We start from the raw sequence: 15,538 nt of genomic DNA on the forward strand, positions 1-15,538 counted from the left end.
TGGCAACGTCACGCGGTCAGTGAGGAAACCACGCGGTCAGCGCGTGAGTGACGCGTACCCTCCCGACATCGCCTCGTGCACCTGCCGGGCCTTGATCGTCCGGTAGGTCGTCACCGGCCGGGTGGCGAGCACGACCTTTCCCCGCGAGTGCATCGTCGCGAGATCCTCGAACGCCTCGACGACGTCGTCGAGCGGATAGAGCCCCGACACGAGTAGGCGGAACGCGCCGATCCGCGCGAGCTCCGCCAGCCTGCGGAGCAGGTCGGTGCCGTGCATGACGGCGTCCGGATCGTCATCGAGCAGGCTGAGCTCGATGTCGCGGCGATCCGCGCTCGACCGATAGCGGCGCGCGGGGACGCCGAGCGCGTCCGCGAGCTCGCTGCCGTCCTTGCCGAAATTGTCGATGTAGGCCGTCACGGGACCGTCCGCCGCGCGGCGGATGCGGTCGGCCATCCCCTCCCCGTACCGGACCGGCGTGATGCCGAGCTGACGAAGGTAGTCGAAGTTGCGGTCGCCGCAGGTGCCGATCACCCGCGCTCCGCGGTGCCGGGCGAGCTGGGTCTGGATGCTGCCCACGCCGCCCGCGGCAGCGGAGACGACGACCGTGTCGTCGCTCCCGATGCGCAGCCGGTCGAGCGTCTCGAGGGCCGTCGCCCCCGCGAGGTAGAGGCCGCCGGCGACCTCCCACGACACGCGGTCGGGCTTGACGACGAGCGATGCCGCCGGAACGGTGAGGTGCGTCGCGTGAGCACCGGTCCGGACGTGCCCCATGACGCTGGCCCCGACGCCGAATCCCGTGCCCGCCGCTGCCGCGACCACGATGCCGGCGAAGTCGCTCCCGGACCGGCGCGGCCAGGGGTCGTCGGCCCACGTCTCTTCGTGCCCGTTGCGGAGGAAGGCCTCCATGTGGTTGATCGAGGTCGAGAAGACCTCGACGGTCACCTCGCCCGGTCCGGGAGGCGGGAGCGTTCCGGTGCGCTTCTGCAGCACGTCGGCGTCGCCGTAGTGGTCGTACTCGAACCACGTCGCCTGGATGGCTCCACTGCTCTTCATGACAGTCCCTTCCGCGTCGCGAGGAGGACGCTCCGGATCGGTGTGCTGTCTGGTTGTTCGGCGCGAACGCCCGGTTCGGATGCGCTCGAGCAGAAATCGGCCGCCCGGTGGACGTTTTTCGTGGTTCCAGGAATGTTCGCCGACCGCTTGGGGGTTGTACCCATCCACCGGCGGAGTCGGCTCCGAACTGATCCCGATCAGTCCGCGCTCGCCCTCGACCCTCAGGAGCAACCGATGCTGCAGATTCACGAACCCGTCACGCGGGATGCCGCGACCGCCGACATCCGCACGGCCGTGACGATCCCGCTCCGATTCCCCGACGGTTACGCGGCCGTCGCGCGCGTGCTCACGTTCACGGGACTCATCGACGGCGCGGAGCACCTCCTGCTCGCCTTCGGCGACGCGGTGACCGACGAGGGCGTCGTCGACCCGGGCGATTCGCCGCTCGTGCGCCTTCACAGCGAGTGCCTCACAGGCGACGTGTTCGGGTCGGAGCGCTGCGACTGCGGTCCGCAGCTGCGCGAGGCCGTCGAGCGCCTCGCGGCGGAGGGCGGGCTGCTGCTGTACCTGCGCCAGGAGGGCCGGGGGATCGGGCTCTACTCGAAGCTCGACGCGTACGCGCTGCAGGATGCCGGACTCGACACCTACGAGGCCAACCAGGCGCTCGGGCACGGCGAGGACGAGCGCGACTACTCGGCGGCGGCGCAGATGCTGCGCGCGGTTGGTGTGGAGAGCGTGCGCCTCCTGACGAACAACCCCGACAAGGCGCGTCAGCTCACCGGGCTCGGCATCCGGGTCGACGACGTCGTCCGCACGGCTGTGCACCTCACGCCGGCGAACGCCCGCTACCTGGAGGCCAAGCGCGACCGCACGGGTCACCTGCTCGACATCCCCGCCGCCTGACCGCCGCCCGCCTTCCGCTCATGCCTGCATAGGCTTGCGAGTGCGGGGTGGTGACCTCCGCGAACCGCAGGAGGGCGGAATCGATGAGGATCTCCGGAGCCGTACTGACCGCATCGGGGGCGGCCCGCCCGTACTCCGCCTCGCGGCCGCTCGAGATCGAGGAGCTCGAACTCGATCCTCCGGGGCCGGGGGAGCTGCTCGTGCAGGTCGAGGCGGCGGGCATCTGCCACTCGGATCTCTCCGTCGTCAACGGCAGCCGCCCGCGCCCGCTGCCGATGCTGCTCGGCCACGAGGCTGCCGGCCGTGTGATCGAGGTCGGCGACGCGGCATCCCGCGATCTGCTCGGCCGCCGGGTCGTGATGGCCTTCCTCCCGCGCTGCGAAGAGTGCGCGGCCTGCCGGATGCAGGGACGCCTCCCGTGCGAGCGCGGGTCGAAGGCGAACGCGGCGGGAACCCTTCTGTCGGGCGCCCGCCGCCTCCATGACGGAGCTGACTCCGTCGCGCACCATCTCGGCGTCTCGGCCTTCGCGACGCATGCCGTCGTCGACCGGAGATCGGTCGTGCCCGTCGGTGACGACGTCCCCGCCGAGATCGCCGCCCTCCTGGGCTGCGCTGTCCTGACGGGTGGCGGGGCGGTGCTCAACGCCGCACCGCCCGAACCGGGTGACACGATCGCCGTCGTCGGCCTCGGGGGAGTGGGGATGGCCGCCCTTCTCGTCGCACTCACGCGCCCGGGTGTGCGCGTGGTCGCGGTGGACACGGTGGCGAGCAAGCGCGAGAAGGCGATCGCGCTCGGCGCCGACGAGGCATTCGATCCGGCGGAGGCGCTGGATGCCGGCATCCAGGCGGATGTCGTCATCGAAGCGGCGGGAGCGGCACGGGCCTTCGAAACGGCGGCGCAGCTGACGGGCGTCGGTGGCCGGCTGGTGACCGTCGGCCTCCCCGATCCCTCGGCGCGGGCGAGCATCTCGCCGCTCGACCTCGTCGCCGGCGCGCGGCAGATCATCGGCAGCTACCTCGGCTCCGCCGTTCCGGCTCGCGACATCCCGATCTTCGAACAGCTCTGGCGCGACGGCCGCCTCCCCCTCGACGAGCTGATCACGGCGCGCGTGGGGCTCGGCGACGTCAACCGCGCGATGGATGAGCTGGATGCCGGCCGCGCCATCCGCCAGCTGATCGAGTTCCCCTCGTGATCGCGGTTCCTATCGCAGGGCGGGCCCGGGCGGCGCGCAGAGCGTCCGTGATGAGGGATGCTGGCATCCAGCCCTCTCGACGCCGATGAAGGATGCGATCCATGAGCCTGCGCAGTTCCGAGTGGTACTCGGGCGATGACCGGAATGCCTACATCCACCGGGCCTGGATGCGCCGGGGAGCGCCGTCCTCCGCCTTCGAGGGGCGCCCGCAGATCGCCATCGCGAACACCGCGTCGGATCTCACCCCCTGCAACGCGAACCTGACCGAGGTCGCGCAGTCCGTGAAGAACGGCGTCTACGAGGCGGGCGGCATCCCGCTCGAGCTGCCGGTGGTGTCGCTCGGCGAGACACTGGTGCGGCCGACGGCGATGCTGTGGCGGAATATGGCGGCGATGGCGACGGAGGAGATGCTCCGCGCGAACCCGATCGACGGGGTCGTGCTGCTGGGCGGCTGCGACAAGACGATCCCGTCGCTGATGATGGCCGCGGCATCCGTCGATCTACCCGCCGTCGTGGTGCCGGGCGGTCCGATGCTCACGGGGCATTTCCGGGGTGAGGCGCTCGGCTGCGGAACGGACGTGTGGCGCCTTTCCGAGGAGGTGCGAGCGGGGACGCTGAGCGAGGCGATGTTCCTGAAGAGCGAGTCGTCGATGATCCGCTCGAAGGGGCACTGCAACACGATGGGCACGGCGTCGACGATGGCGCTCGTCGCGGAGGCGCTGGGCGTCGTCGTGCCGGGCGTCGCGGGCACTCCTGCGCCGGACGCGAGGCTGCTCGAAGCGGCGCACGAGACGGGGATGCTGGCGGTGCAGCTCGTCGCGGACGACCGGCGCCCGTCGACCTTCCTGACGAAGGGGAGCTTCCACAACGCGATCGTCGCGCTCGCCGCGATCGGCGGATCCACGAACGCCGTCGTGCATCTGCTCGCGATCGCGGGGCGGCTCGGCATCGACCTCACGATCGACGACTTCGACCGCATCGGCGCCGACGTGCCGCTGCTGGTGAACCTGCAGCCGGCGGGCCGGTACCTCATGGACGACCTGTACCGCGCGGGCGGCTTCCTCGCGGTGATGCGCGAGGTCCGAGACCTGCTCGACCAGGACGCGCTCACGATCACAGGACGTCCGTTCGTCGAGTACCTCGAGGACGCGCAGATCTGGGATGCCGACGTCATCACTCCACGGGATGCTCCGCTGCAGCCCGCAGCCGGGATCTCGGTGCTGCGCGGGTCGCTCGCGCCGGGCGGCGCGATCATCAAACCGGCCGCGGCATCCGCTCACCTCTTGAAGCACCGCGGCCGGGCCGTCGTGTTCGACTCGATCGAGGACTTCCACGCGCGCATCGACGACCCCGATCTCGACATCGACGAGAACAGCGTCATGGTGCTGCGCGGGTGCGGGCCGAAGGGCTATCCGGGCATGCCCGAGGTGTCGAATATGCCGCTGCCGCAGAAGCTGCTGGAGCGAGGCGTCCGGGATGTCGTCCGCATCTGCGACGGACGCATGTCGGGAACGGCATACGGCACGGTCGTGCTGCACGTCACCCCCGAGGCCGCGGCCGGCGGGCCGCTCGCGCTCGTGCAGACGGGCGACTGGATCAGCCTCGACGTGCGCGGCGGGCGCCTCGACCTCGACGTGCCCCCGGACGAGGTCGCGGCCCGCGTCCCGAATCAGACGACCACCGACGGCTTCGCGGCACCTCGCCGCGGATGGGAGCGCCTGTATGTCGACCACGTGCTGCAAGCCGACCGAGGCGCCGACCTGGACTTCCTCGTCGGCGCGAGCGGATCCGAGGTGTCACGTGAATCGCACTGACGTCCACCGACGGCTGGGAGGTGCCGCGTGAACGCCTACGACGACGTGCCCGTGATCGGCGTCGCGCAGGTCGCGACCGACGACACGCACTTCCTCGGCGAGGGGCCGACGTGGGACCCGATCCGTGGGCGGATCCTGTGGGTCGACATCATGGCGGGTGTCGTCCATGCGGGTCGACTGCTCGACGACGGCAGCATCGTCGAGGACGAGAGCATCCGTTTCCCGGACACGGCGGGCGCCGTCGCGGTTTCGGCATCCGGTGAGCTCGTCGTCGCCGGGCGGCAGGCCCTCCACTACCGCGACCTCGACGGGCAGATCACGACCGGCCGGCCGCTCGTCGACGGCGACGAGCGCCGGTTCAACGACGGGAAGGCCGACCCGGCCGGTCGCTTCCTCGTCGGCACGAAGGGACCGGGGGGCGAGGTCCTGCTGCGCGTCGACCCCGACGAGACGGCCGTCATCATCGATGACGACCTCGGCCTGTCGAACGGTCTCGCCTGGACTCCCGACGGCCGGCGGCTGTACAGCATCGACACGGAGCGCCGCTGCATCTTCGTCCGCGACTACGACCCCGCGACCGGCGCGACCGGCGAGCGCGCCGTCTTCGCCCAGCTCGAGCACGGCCACCCCGACGGCGTGACGATGGATGCCGAGGAGCATCTCTGGGTCGCGGTGTGGGGCGCGGGAACCGTGCTGCGGTTCTCGCCGCAGGGCGAGATCGTCGGCCGGGTCAGTGTGCCGGTGCCGAACACGTCGTGCCCCGCGTTCGCGGGACCGGGGCTCGACACCCTCGTCATCACGACGGCGACCGAGGGCCTGAGCGACGAGGACCTCGCCGCCTCTCCGCTGTCCGGGCGGCTCTTCACCATCGCACCGGGCGTGCGCGGGCTCCCGCCGCACCTGTGGGCGGGTCGGGCCCGATGAAAGCGCTCGTTATCACGGGCCCGGATCACGCCGAGATCCAGGACGTGCCGGCGCCCGAAGCCGCTCCGGGCGAGGTCGTCGTCGACGTGCAGCGCGCAGGGATCTGCGGCACCGACGTCGAGTTCTACACCGGAGAGATGCAGTACCTGCACACGGGTCACGCCGATTATCCGATGCGGATCGGGCACGAATGGATGGGCACGATCACGGCGGTCGGGCCGGGAGTGGATGCCTCGTGGCTCGGCGCACGCGTGACGGGCGACACGATGCTCGGCTGCGGCCGATGCCGGCGATGCCTGACGGGCCGTCAGCATGTCTGCGAGTTCCGCTTCGAGCTCGGCATCCGCGGCGGCCGGCCCGGTGCGCTCGCCGAGCAGGTCGCCGTTCCGGAGACCTCGCTGCACCGTCTGCCGGACACCGTCGACGCCGCGATGGGTGCGATGGTCGAGCCGGGCGGCAACGCCTATCGCTCGGTGCAGGCCGCCGCCCTCTCGCCCGGCGACCGCTGCCTCGTGCTCGGGCCGGGCACCATCGGACTGCTGTGCGCCCTGTTCGCGCGCGCGGCGGGCGCGGAAGTGCACCTCCTCGGTCGCGGTTCGAGGTCGCTGGAGTTCGCGCGCTCGCTGGGGTTCGACGGGGTATGGGCCGAGGACGAGCTGCCCGACCTGCCGTGGGACGCCGTCATCGATGCATCCAACGCCCCTCATCTCCCGGCGCGCGCCGTCGACCTCGTGGAGCCGGGGAAGCGGATCGTCTACGTCGGCCTGGCGGGCACCCCGAGCCTCGTCGATACGCGCGAGCTCGCGCTCAAGGATGTGACGGCGGTCGGCATCCTGAGCGCATCGCCGGGCCTCGCCGGCACGATCGAGGCGTACGCGACCGGCGCCGTCGATCCCACCCCGCTCATCGCGGCGACCGTCGCGCTCGAGCAGCTGCCCGCGATCCTCGCCGGAGAACGGCCCGAGGGCTCGGGGCCGGGACCGAAGTTCCACGTCGCGCTCTGACGGAGCGCTACCGGCGTCGGTAGGAGCCGGGATCGACGGACTCCACCGTCGGCCCGATCTTGTGCGCGGTGTGGTTGAGCACGACCAGGTCGTAGGCACTCCGGGAGCGGTACACCTGCATGTCCATGCGGTTGCGCCGCGAGCCGCCCTCGATGAGCACCCCGTCGGAGTACGCGGGCGGCACCGGCGGAGTCGATGTCTGGGGCCACGCGGTGACGCGCGGGAGGCGCAGCATCCCGCCGAAGAGCGGCACCGGCTGCACGGCCTCGTGGTCTCCGAGGTTCAGATACACCTCGATCCACCCGCGCTTGATGTCGGCCGACATGTGGAAGCCGAGCACGATGTCGGTCCACTTCCCCCGGTTGTAGTCGAAGTCGACGACGAAGCCCGGATCGCCGCCGTTGAGCTGGTTGGCGTCGATGTGGAATCGGTCGATCGGGTCGGATTCGCTGTTGCGATTCGCGTCGATGATCGTGATCGCGCCGCGACCGGACGGGTAGTCGCTCGGCTCCGTCGCCTGCGGGCCGTACATCTGGAAGATGGCGATGTGCATGTTGGTCTCGCCGGGACGGGACAGCTCGACATGCGGGAAGCCGGGGGAGAGATAGCTCGAGGAATCGCGCTCCGGCACCATGATCGAGAATCCGACGTACGCCTCGTTGCCCTCGTACCACTCACTCGGCGACTGCGCCTGGAATCGGGGCTGACCCGTCGCCCCGTAGTCGGCGGTGTCCGGCGGAAACGCCTGGAGCATGTTGCGCCGGGGATTGTGGGGGTCGGCGACGATCCGCGAGTAGCGCAGCCCGACGATCTCCGCATCGTGCGACGCGTCGAAAGCCGCCCTCGAGGAATAGTCGGCGGCCCAGTCCAGCTTCGGGTCCCAGCCGACGTTCGACAGCGGGCCGTAATCGTAGTTGCCGGTGTACACGCCGATCGGGTCGGTCACGTACTCGAGACCGTTGATGGTGGTCTGCACCTGCGCCCACGCGAGGAAGTTGGACGGGGATGCCTGGGTCGCGTCCGCGAGCTTGCGGGTGGTGTCCCAGTCGTCCGCCACCCATACCCGAGGGCTGACCCTGCGCGCCGCGCGGCTGTATCGCCCCAGGGTCACCTGCACGGCGGATGCCTCGGCGAGCCGCTCGTCGGTCTCGATCCTGAGCGGAACGACGCCGGAGTAGGTCTCGCCGGCGACGAGGGAGAACGACTTCACCGCGGGGATCGCGGGGCGCGGCAGGGCGATCGCGGCGTGGCCAGGGCCCGCGACGGCACCGGTGGTCGGTGGCACCGAGGCGGATGCCGGTGCGGCGGCGGGTGGAGCGGCGGCCGCGGGTGGTGCGGCCGCAGAGGGTGTCGCGGCTGCGACGGCGAGTGCCGGGGCAGCGAGAGCGCCCGCCGCCATGAAGGCGCGGCGGGAGATGGAGGCGCGATGGCCTTCCTGACCGTTGGGAGCTTCGATGTCATCCACGGGCGAACCCCCTCGCTAGGAGTGACACGATGTTGAACTGTCAGGGCTGACGCTACCAACCACTGGGAGTCCTCGACAGCATTCATCCAGTACGGATGACGCCAGTACCTCGCCGGTTCCGAGTACTCGGTGAGGCTGTCATGCGGACGAAACATCCCGACAACCGTCATGACACAGGCCACCGGCATACTCCGAGATAACTGTCGACCGACAGTTATTAATCTCGGGGAGATCCGATGACCACTGACCAGGCGGCGCACAGCACCGACACCGTCGGCAACGCGCGAGCGGATGCCCGAGCGCAGGGCGGCCAGACGAGTGACCACATGCCCTACCTGCCGGCATCGTCGTCGCCGCACGTGCCCGCTGGTGTCGACCCCGCCGAGCTGACCTGGGCGGAGACCGTCGCACCCGGCGGCTACACGCATCGGGTGCTCGCCCGCGGAACGCATGTGCGGCTCGATGACCCGACCGGCGATGCCAACGCGCACGTCCTGCTGTTCAATGCGCTCGAGCCATGGGAGCGACTCAACACGGCCGACACCGTCAAGATCCCGTGGCAGGCCTACCTCGGAGCGGGGCATCCCCTGCTCTCGGGCGACGGCCGGACTCTCGCGACGATCGTCGAAGACACCTCGGGACACCACGACGCGCTGTTCGGGACGACGACGGATGCCGCGAACCTTGCCCGCTACGGAGACGCGCGACCGGAGGGGCCCACCCCGTCGGGCCGTGCCCTGTTCGTGAAGGCCGCCGCCAAGCACGGCCTCGGCCCGCGCGACCTCCCGCCGAGCGTGTCGTTCTTCCAGGGCGTGCGCGTCGGCGTCGACGGCGCGGCCGAATGGCTCGGCTCGGCCGGAGCCGGCGGCTCCGTGACGCTCGTCGCTGAGCTGCCCCTCGTCGTGCTCATCGCGAACGTCGCGCACCCCCTCGACCCGCGCGACGAGTACCGCGTGGGCGAGCTGCGTGTGCACGCCTGGCGCGGCGACCCGACACTGCCCGGCACGGCGCTCTTCGATGCGTCGCCCGAGTCGCGGCGCGCGTATCTGAACACCCTCGACTATGCGGAGGCCCGCGGACTATGAGCACTTCCCTCTCTCGCCCGGCGATTCACAGCACCGTTCCCGTCGGCGCCGTCGCCGCTCCCGGCTCGCCCCTCGACTGGGCCTCCAGCGCCGTCGACGGCCGAATCGTGGCCGACGACCGCGTCGCATCCAACGCCTCGTGGTCGGCCGTCATCGCCGCGGGGCACGTGCTCACGATCGTCGACGCCGGCGGCAACCAGTCAGCCGACTTCCTCGTGTACGACGCCCACGACACGGCACACCGCTACAGCGCCCCCGATACCCTCGCCGCGCAGCGGAACGCCTACCTGCGCGAGGGCTCGGTGCTGCTCTCCAACGAGGCGCTTCCGCTCATGACGGTCGTCGTGAACGAGATCGACCGCCAGGACACGATCGGCGGCGCGTGCTCGAAGGAGTCCAACACCCTCCGGTACGGACCTCACGTCGCCTTCCAGCACGCCTGCCGGGAGAACTTCCTCAGCGAGGGCGCGGCCCACGGGCTCGGCGCGCGCGACCTGGTCTCCAACATCAACTGGTTCATGAACGTGCCGGTCGAGGAGGACGGAAGCCTCGGCATCGTCGACGGCATGAGTGCACCGGGCAAGCGGGTCTCCCTCCGCGCCGAGCGAGACGTCCTCGTGGTCGTGTCGAACTGCCCCCAGATGAACAACCCGTGCAACGACTTCAACCCCACGCCGCTGAGGATGATCACGGTCGATCCGCAGGGTCTCGCCACCACCGAGGAGGCCGTCCGATGACCGCCCTGTCACGCGACACGGTCCTGATCGCCAACCGCGGCGAGATCGCGCGCCGCGTCATCCGCTCGGCTCGTGAGCTCGGGATGCGGACGGTCGCCGTCTACTCCGACGCCGACCGCGCCGCGCCGCACGTGCGCGAGGCCGACGAAGCCGTCCGTCTCGGTCCCGCCGCCCCGAAGGAGTCGTACCTGCGCGCAGACGCCGTGCTCGACGCCGCTCTGACGACGGGTGCCGGACTCATCCACCCCGGGTACGGGTTCCTCTCCGAGAACCTGTCGTTCGCCTCCGCGGTCGAGGCCGCCGGCGTCCGTTTCGTGGGCCCCTCCGCCGCGCAGATCGCCGCCTTCGGCGAGAAGCACACGGCGCGCGAGCTCGCGCAGCAGGCGGGCGTGCCGATGCTCCAGGGCACCGGCCTCCTCTCCGGCGCCGACGAGGCGGTCGCCGCCGCCGACGCGATCGGCTATCCCGTCATGGTCAAGGCCACCGGGGGCGGTGGCGGGATCGGCATGCAGGCGTGCTTCAGTGCAACCGAGGTGCGCGACGCCTTCGCGCGCGTCGCTGCTCTCGCCGCGGCGAACTTCGGGTCGACCGGCATCTTCCTCGAGCGGTTCGTGCGTCCCGCCCGGCATGTCGAGGTGCAGTTGTTCGGCGACGGCGAAGGACGCGTCGCCGTCTTCGGCGACCGCGACTGCTCACTGCAGCGCCGCAATCAGAAAGTAGTCGAGGAGGCCCCCGCGCCGGCGCTTCCCGACCACGTGCGCGAGCTGCTGCACCGGTCGGCGCGCGAGCTCGCGGCATCCGTCTCCTACCGCAGCGCCGGCACCGTCGAGTTCGTCTACGACCCCGCTCGGGAGGAGGCCTCGTTCCTCGAGGTCAACACGCGCCTGCAGGTCGAGCACCCCGTCACGGAGGAGGTGTTCGGAGTCGACCTCGTCGCGATGATGCTCACGCTCGCGCGCGACGGCGCCGCGGGGCTCGCCGACGACGTCTTCACGTGCGAGTGGAAGCCCCAGGGCGCGGCGGTGGAGGCCCGCGTCTACGCCGAGGACCCCGGCAAGAACTCCCTGCCCTCAACGGGTCTCGTCACGCGTGCTGTGTTCCCAGGCCAGGGGACCGAGGCGATGGAGAGCGTGCGCGTCGATGGCTGGATCGAGGACGGCACGGAGGTCACGGCGTCGTACGACCCCATGCTCGCGAAGGTCATCGCGCACGGCCACGACCGTGTCGCCGCGCTCGAACTGCTCGGAGATGCGCTGGGGGCGAGCCGAGTCGACGGCATCGTCACGAACCTCGGTCTGCTGCGCTCCCTCGCGGAGCACCCCGCCCTCGTGGCGACGAGCCACAGCACCTCGACGCTCGACGTGACGGAAGACCCCGAGCCGCGGATCGACGTCATCGCTCCGAGTGCCATGACGACGGTGCAGGACCTTCCGGGCCGCATCGGCTACTGGCAGATCGGCGTCCCCCCGAGCGGGCCGTTCGACCGCGTCTCGTTCGCCGAGGCGAACCTCGCCGTCGGCAACGCCGAGGGGGCGCCGGGACTCGAGATCACGCTCACGGGTCCGACCCTGCGCTTCTCGCACCCCGCCGTGATCGCGGTGACGGGCGCACCGGCGGCGGTCACGGTGGACGGAGAGCGGATGCCGCTGTGGGAGCCGGTCCGCGTCCCGGCGGGTGCCACCCTCGCGATCGGTCCCGCGACGGGCCCCGGCCTGCGCACCTACGTCGCGGTGCGCGGCGGGATCGACGTCCCGACGTACCTGGGGAGCGCCTCGACGTTCACCCTGGGCGGGTTCGGCGGGCACGGCGGTCGTGCGCTGCTCGCCGGCGACGTGCTGCGTCTTGGGCCCGCGGCATCCCATCCCGACGACGCGCTCGGCGACGGCACCCCCGACGATCGTCGCCCCGCGCTGACGCACTCGTGGACGATCGGCGTGACGGAAGGCCCGCACGCGGCTCCCGAGTTCTTCACGCGCGGCGACCTCCACGCGTTCTACGCCACCGATTACGAAGTGCACCTCAACTCAGCCCGCACAGGTGTACGACTCATCGGCCCCAAGCCGCAGTGGGCGCGCCCGGACGGGGGCGAAGCCGGTCTGCACCCGTCGAACATCCACGACACGCCCTACGCCGTCGGCGCGATCGACTTCACGGGCGACACGCCCATCATCCTGGGGCCCGACGGGCCCTCGCTCGGCGGCTTCGTCTGCCCCGCGGTGGTTGCGAGCGGCGAGCTGTGGAAGGTCGGTCAGCTGCGTCCGGGCGACCGCGTGCGGTTCGCACCGGTGGCCGAGGCCGACGCCCCGTCGCTCGTGACGCGTCGCGCCACCCCCGCGCTGATCACGGCGGGCGGCGACGGGGACGACGGCGTGTACGCGCGTCGGGAGGCGACCGAGGCGGGTCCGTCGGTGACGTATCGCCGGGACGGCGACTCCAACGTCCTCGTCGAGTACGGCGACATGCAGCTCGACCTCGCGCTGCGCATGCGCGTGCACGCCCTCCAGGAGACGCTCGCCGAGCATGCGCCGAAGGGCGTCGTCGACGTCACCCCGGGCATCCGCTCCCTGCAGGTGCACACCGACCCCGACATCCTGCCGGCCTCGACGATGGCCGCACTGCTGCAGGAGCTCGAGGCCGAGGTGCCGCCCACGAGCGAGCTCGTCGTGCCGTCGCGCACTGTCCGGCTGCCGCTGAGCTGGGACGACCCGGCGACCCGCCTCGCGATCGAGCGGTACATCAACGGCGTCCGCAGCGACGCCCCATGGACGCCCTGGAACATCGAGTTCATCCGCCGCATCAACGGCCTCGACTCCGTCGACGACGTGTACCGCACGGTCTTCGACGCGAGCTACCTCGTCCTCGGCCTCGGCGACGTGTACCTGGGCGCACCGGTCGCGACGCCCCTCGACCCTCGGCACCGCCTCGTCACGACGAAGTACAACCCCGCCCGCACGTGGACGGCCGAGAACTCGGTCGGCATCGGCGGCGCGTACATGTGCATCTACGGCATGGAGGGGCCGGGCGGGTACCAGTTCGTCGGCCGCACGGTGCAGATCTGGAATCGCTTCCGCCGCGGCGGGCTGTTCCAGGAGCACCCATGGGCGCTGCGGTTCTTCGACCGCATCGAGTGGTACCCGGTCTCGGCCGAGGAGCTTCTCGAGCTTCGCGCCGAGACGGACGCGGGCCGTGGTCGCTTCGAGACGGTCGAGGGCACCTTCTCGATCGCCGAGTACTCGAGATTCCTCGACGACAACGCCGGCTCGATCGCCGAGTTCCGTGAGCGCCAGGGCGCTGCGTTCGCCGAGGAGCGCGAGCGCTGGCGCCTCGCGGGCGAGTTCGAGCGGTCCGACGAGCCTCCCGCACCGGCCGCCGCCGCCGAGGTGACGATCCCGGAGGGCGCCGAGCCGGTCTATGCGCCGTTCGCGTCGACGGTCTGGCAGGTCTCGGTCGACGTGGGCGCGACGGTCGCCGCTGGCGACGCGATCCTCTCGGTCGAGGCCATGAAGATGGAGTCGAAGGTCATCGCCCCGCGCGACGGACGCGTGCTCGAGCTGTACGCATCACCCGGGGAGCAGGTCGCCCCCGGTCAGATCCTCGCCGCGATCGGAGCCCACGCATGATCCGCCGTCCCACTACTGCCCGCGCCGCCGTCGACCGCACCCTGGCCCGGATCGCCGAGGTAGATCGACCCGAGATCTGGATCTCGCTGCGGTCCGCCGAAGACCTCCTCGCCGAGGCTGGCAGGGTCGACGCGCGGGTCGCGGCGGGGGAGGACCTTCCGCTGGCGGGGCTCACGGTCGCCGTCAAGGACAACATCGACGTCGCAGGGCTCGTGACCACGGCGGGCTCAGCATCCTTCGCCTATGAGCCGATCGTCGACGCGACCGCGGTCGCACGCCTCCGAACAGCCGGCGCGATCGTCGTCGGCAAGACCAACCTCGACCAGTTCGCGACAGGACTCGTGGGCACGCGCTCGCCCTTCGGCGCCGTGCGCAATGCCTGGGATCCCGCGCGCATCTCAGGGGGCTCGTCGTCGGGATCGGGGGTGTCCGTCGCCCTCGGCATCGTCGACGTCGCGCTCGGCACGGACACCGCCGGCTCCGGCCGCGTCCCGGCCGCCCTGAACGGCATCGTCGGCGTCAAGCCGACGAAGGGACTCGTCCCGACGACGGGTGTCGTTCCCGCATGCCGCACGCAGGACGTCGTGACCGCGTTCGCGCGCGACCTGGCCACGGCCAGGCTGGCGATCGAGACCATGACCGGGCCCGACGGCAAGGATCCCCTGGCGCGCACGAACGCTGCGTTTGCGGTACTGCCTGCACGCGCCCGGATAGCCGTGCCGCTGCCCGCCCAGCTCGACGGCCTCGCCGCCGGATGGAGCGAGGCGTTCGAGTCCGCGGTGGACATGGCCCGAGCAGCGGGCTTCGACGTCGTCGAGCGCGACGTCACGGCGCTCCTGGACGCCGCACGCCTGCTCTACGACGGAGCCTTCGTGGCGGAGCGGTACGCCGCCGTGGGGGCGCACATCGCGTCTCACCGCGAGCTCATCGGGGGCGACCTCGACGAGACGGTCGCCGGCATCATCCTCGCCGGCGCGGCGCCCTCCGCCCATGAGCTGTTCGCCGACCTCGAGCGGCTCGACGCCCTGCGCCTGCGAGGTGCCGAGGCGCTCGACGGCTGCGTCGCACTGCTCACGCCGACGACCACGTGGCATCCGACGCTCGCCGAGGTCGCCGCAGACCCCATCGGCGCGAACTCCCGCATGGGCCGGTTCACCAACTTCGCCAACCTCCTCGACATGGCCTCGCTCGCGGTTCCGGCGGCCTTCGTCGACGGGCTGCCGTTCGGCGTCATGCTGACCGGACCCGCGTTCACCGACCGCGTGCTCGCCCAGATCGCCCAGCGATTCCACGCCGCCCCGCGGCAGCTGTTCGTCGTCGGGGCGCACCTGACGGGGGAGCCGCTCAACCGGCAGCTCGTCGCCGCCGGCGGACGGCTGGCGCGCGTCGCCGCGACCGCGGGCGAATACGCGTTCCACGCGCTCGCGGTGACTCCCCCCAAGCCGGGTCTCGTGCACACCGGGCCGGGCGGAGCGTCCATCGAGGGTGAGGTGTGGGAGCTGCCGGCGTCCGGGTTCGCCGCCGTCGTCGACTCCGTCCCGCCGCCCCTGTCGATCGGCTCGGTGCTGCTCGACGACGGCAGCCGCGTCGCGGGGTTCCTCGCCACGCCCGGAGCGCTCGACGGCTCCGTCGACATTTCGTCGCTCGGCGGCTGGCGCGCTCACCTGGCAACGGTCTGACGCCTGACCGGCATCCTCGCACGCCGGCCCGGAGCGGCTGCGCCGGTGCGGCCGTGCGAGG

General features: G+C 71.3%; 11 protein-coding genes. 9 read left to right on the top strand and 2 right to left on the bottom strand.

Features of this window, described 5'->3' with window-relative positions:
• Nucleotides 1–36 precede the first annotated feature (36 nt).
• Entirely contained in the window at nt 37–1,053 is a 1,017-nt protein-coding gene (locus tag AAIB33_RS00565; RefSeq protein ID WP_345801622.1) for an NADP-dependent oxidoreductase, read from the bottom strand.
• Nucleotides 1,054–1,287: 234 nt separating this feature from the next.
• On the opposite strand from AAIB33_RS00565, the gene ribA reads away from it, so the two are divergent.
• The 5 genes from ribA to AAIB33_RS00590 all read left to right on the top strand — a co-directional run bounded on the left by ribA (nt 1,288) and on the right by AAIB33_RS00590 (nt 6,891).
• On the top strand, nt 1,288–1,956 hold the full coding sequence (gene ribA, locus AAIB33_RS00570) for a GTP cyclohydrolase II (RefSeq protein ID WP_345801623.1): 669 nt from the start codon (nt 1,288–1,290) through the stop codon (nt 1,954–1,956).
• 83 nt (nt 1,957–2,039) lie between these two features.
• Nucleotides 2,040–3,149 carry an alcohol dehydrogenase catalytic domain-containing protein gene (locus AAIB33_RS00575; protein WP_345801624.1) on the top strand — a complete coding sequence of 370 codons (1,110 nt, stop codon included), beginning with the start codon at nt 2,040–2,042 and terminating at the stop codon, nt 3,147–3,149.
• A 101-nt stretch (nt 3,150–3,250) separates the two neighbouring features.
• A complete protein-coding gene (locus tag AAIB33_RS00580) occupies nt 3,251–4,963 on the top strand; it encodes an IlvD/Edd family dehydratase (protein WP_345801625.1) in 1,713 nt (570 codons plus the stop codon).
• Nucleotides 4,964–4,990: 27 nt separating this feature from the next.
• Nucleotides 4,991–5,887 (top strand): SMP-30/gluconolactonase/LRE family protein, encoded by an 897-nt coding sequence (locus AAIB33_RS00585; protein ID WP_345801626.1) that lies wholly within the window; start codon nt 4,991–4,993, stop codon nt 5,885–5,887.
• Entirely contained in the window at nt 5,884–6,891 is a 1,008-nt protein-coding gene (locus tag AAIB33_RS00590; protein ID WP_345801627.1) for an alcohol dehydrogenase catalytic domain-containing protein, read from the top strand. The genes AAIB33_RS00585 and AAIB33_RS00590 overlap by 4 nt, the downstream gene beginning before the upstream one ends.
• A 7-nt stretch (nt 6,892–6,898) precedes the next feature.
• Here the strand turns inward: AAIB33_RS00590 and AAIB33_RS00595 are convergent, their stop codons facing one another.
• On the bottom strand, nt 6,899–8,356 hold the full coding sequence (locus AAIB33_RS00595) for a hypothetical protein (RefSeq protein ID WP_345801628.1): 1,458 nt from the start codon (nt 8,354–8,356) through the stop codon (nt 6,899–6,901).
• Nucleotides 8,357–8,592: 236 nt separating this feature from the next.
• Between AAIB33_RS00595 and AAIB33_RS00600 the strand changes: the two genes are divergently transcribed.
• The 4 genes from AAIB33_RS00600 to AAIB33_RS00615 are packed head-to-tail and all read left to right on the top strand — an operon-like array spanning nt 8,593 to nt 15,477.
• A complete protein-coding gene (locus tag AAIB33_RS00600; RefSeq protein ID WP_345801629.1) occupies nt 8,593–9,441 on the top strand; it encodes an urea amidolyase associated protein UAAP1 in 849 nt (282 codons plus the stop codon).
• Nucleotides 9,438–10,178, top strand: coding sequence for an urea amidolyase associated protein UAAP2 (locus AAIB33_RS00605; RefSeq protein WP_345801630.1), 741 nt, complete (start codon nt 9,438–9,440; stop codon nt 10,176–10,178). The genes AAIB33_RS00600 and AAIB33_RS00605 overlap by 4 nt, the downstream gene beginning before the upstream one ends.
• A complete protein-coding gene (gene uca / locus AAIB33_RS00610) occupies nt 10,175–13,798 on the top strand; it encodes an urea carboxylase (RefSeq protein WP_345801631.1) in 3,624 nt (1,207 codons plus the stop codon). The genes AAIB33_RS00605 and uca overlap by 4 nt, the downstream gene beginning before the upstream one ends.
• A complete protein-coding gene (locus AAIB33_RS00615) occupies nt 13,795–15,477 on the top strand; it encodes an allophanate hydrolase (protein ID WP_345801632.1) in 1,683 nt (560 codons plus the stop codon). Before uca ends, AAIB33_RS00615 begins: the two co-directional genes overlap by 4 nt.
• Nucleotides 15,478–15,538: the final 61 nt, after the last annotated feature.

It is taken from the genome of Microbacterium sp. AZCO (assembly GCF_039614715.1).
Lineage (GTDB): Bacteria > Actinomycetota > Actinomycetes > Actinomycetales > Microbacteriaceae > Microbacterium.

Excerpts from the sequence above, each read along its gene's own strand:
- AAIB33_RS00565 (WP_345801622.1), bottom strand. The coding sequence starts at position 1,053 with ATGAAGAGCAGTGGAGCCATCCAGGCGACGTGGTTCGAGTACGACCAC.
- ribA (WP_345801623.1), top strand. The coding sequence starts at position 1,288 with ATGCTGCAGATTCACGAACCCGTCACGCGGGATGCCGCGACCGCCGAC.
- AAIB33_RS00575 (WP_345801624.1), top strand. The coding sequence starts at position 2,040 with ATGAGGATCTCCGGAGCCGTACTGACCGCATCGGGGGCGGCCCGCCCG.
- AAIB33_RS00580 (WP_345801625.1), top strand. The coding sequence starts at position 3,251 with ATGAGCCTGCGCAGTTCCGAGTGGTACTCGGGCGATGACCGGAATGCC.
- AAIB33_RS00590 (WP_345801627.1), top strand. The coding sequence starts at position 5,884 with ATGAAAGCGCTCGTTATCACGGGCCCGGATCACGCCGAGATCCAGGAC.
- AAIB33_RS00600 (WP_345801629.1), top strand. The coding sequence starts at position 8,593 with ATGACCACTGACCAGGCGGCGCACAGCACCGACACCGTCGGCAACGCG.
- AAIB33_RS00605 (WP_345801630.1), top strand. The coding sequence starts at position 9,438 with ATGAGCACTTCCCTCTCTCGCCCGGCGATTCACAGCACCGTTCCCGTC.
- uca (WP_345801631.1), top strand. The coding sequence starts at position 10,175 with ATGACCGCCCTGTCACGCGACACGGTCCTGATCGCCAACCGCGGCGAG.
- AAIB33_RS00615 (WP_345801632.1), top strand. The coding sequence starts at position 13,795 with ATGATCCGCCGTCCCACTACTGCCCGCGCCGCCGTCGACCGCACCCTG.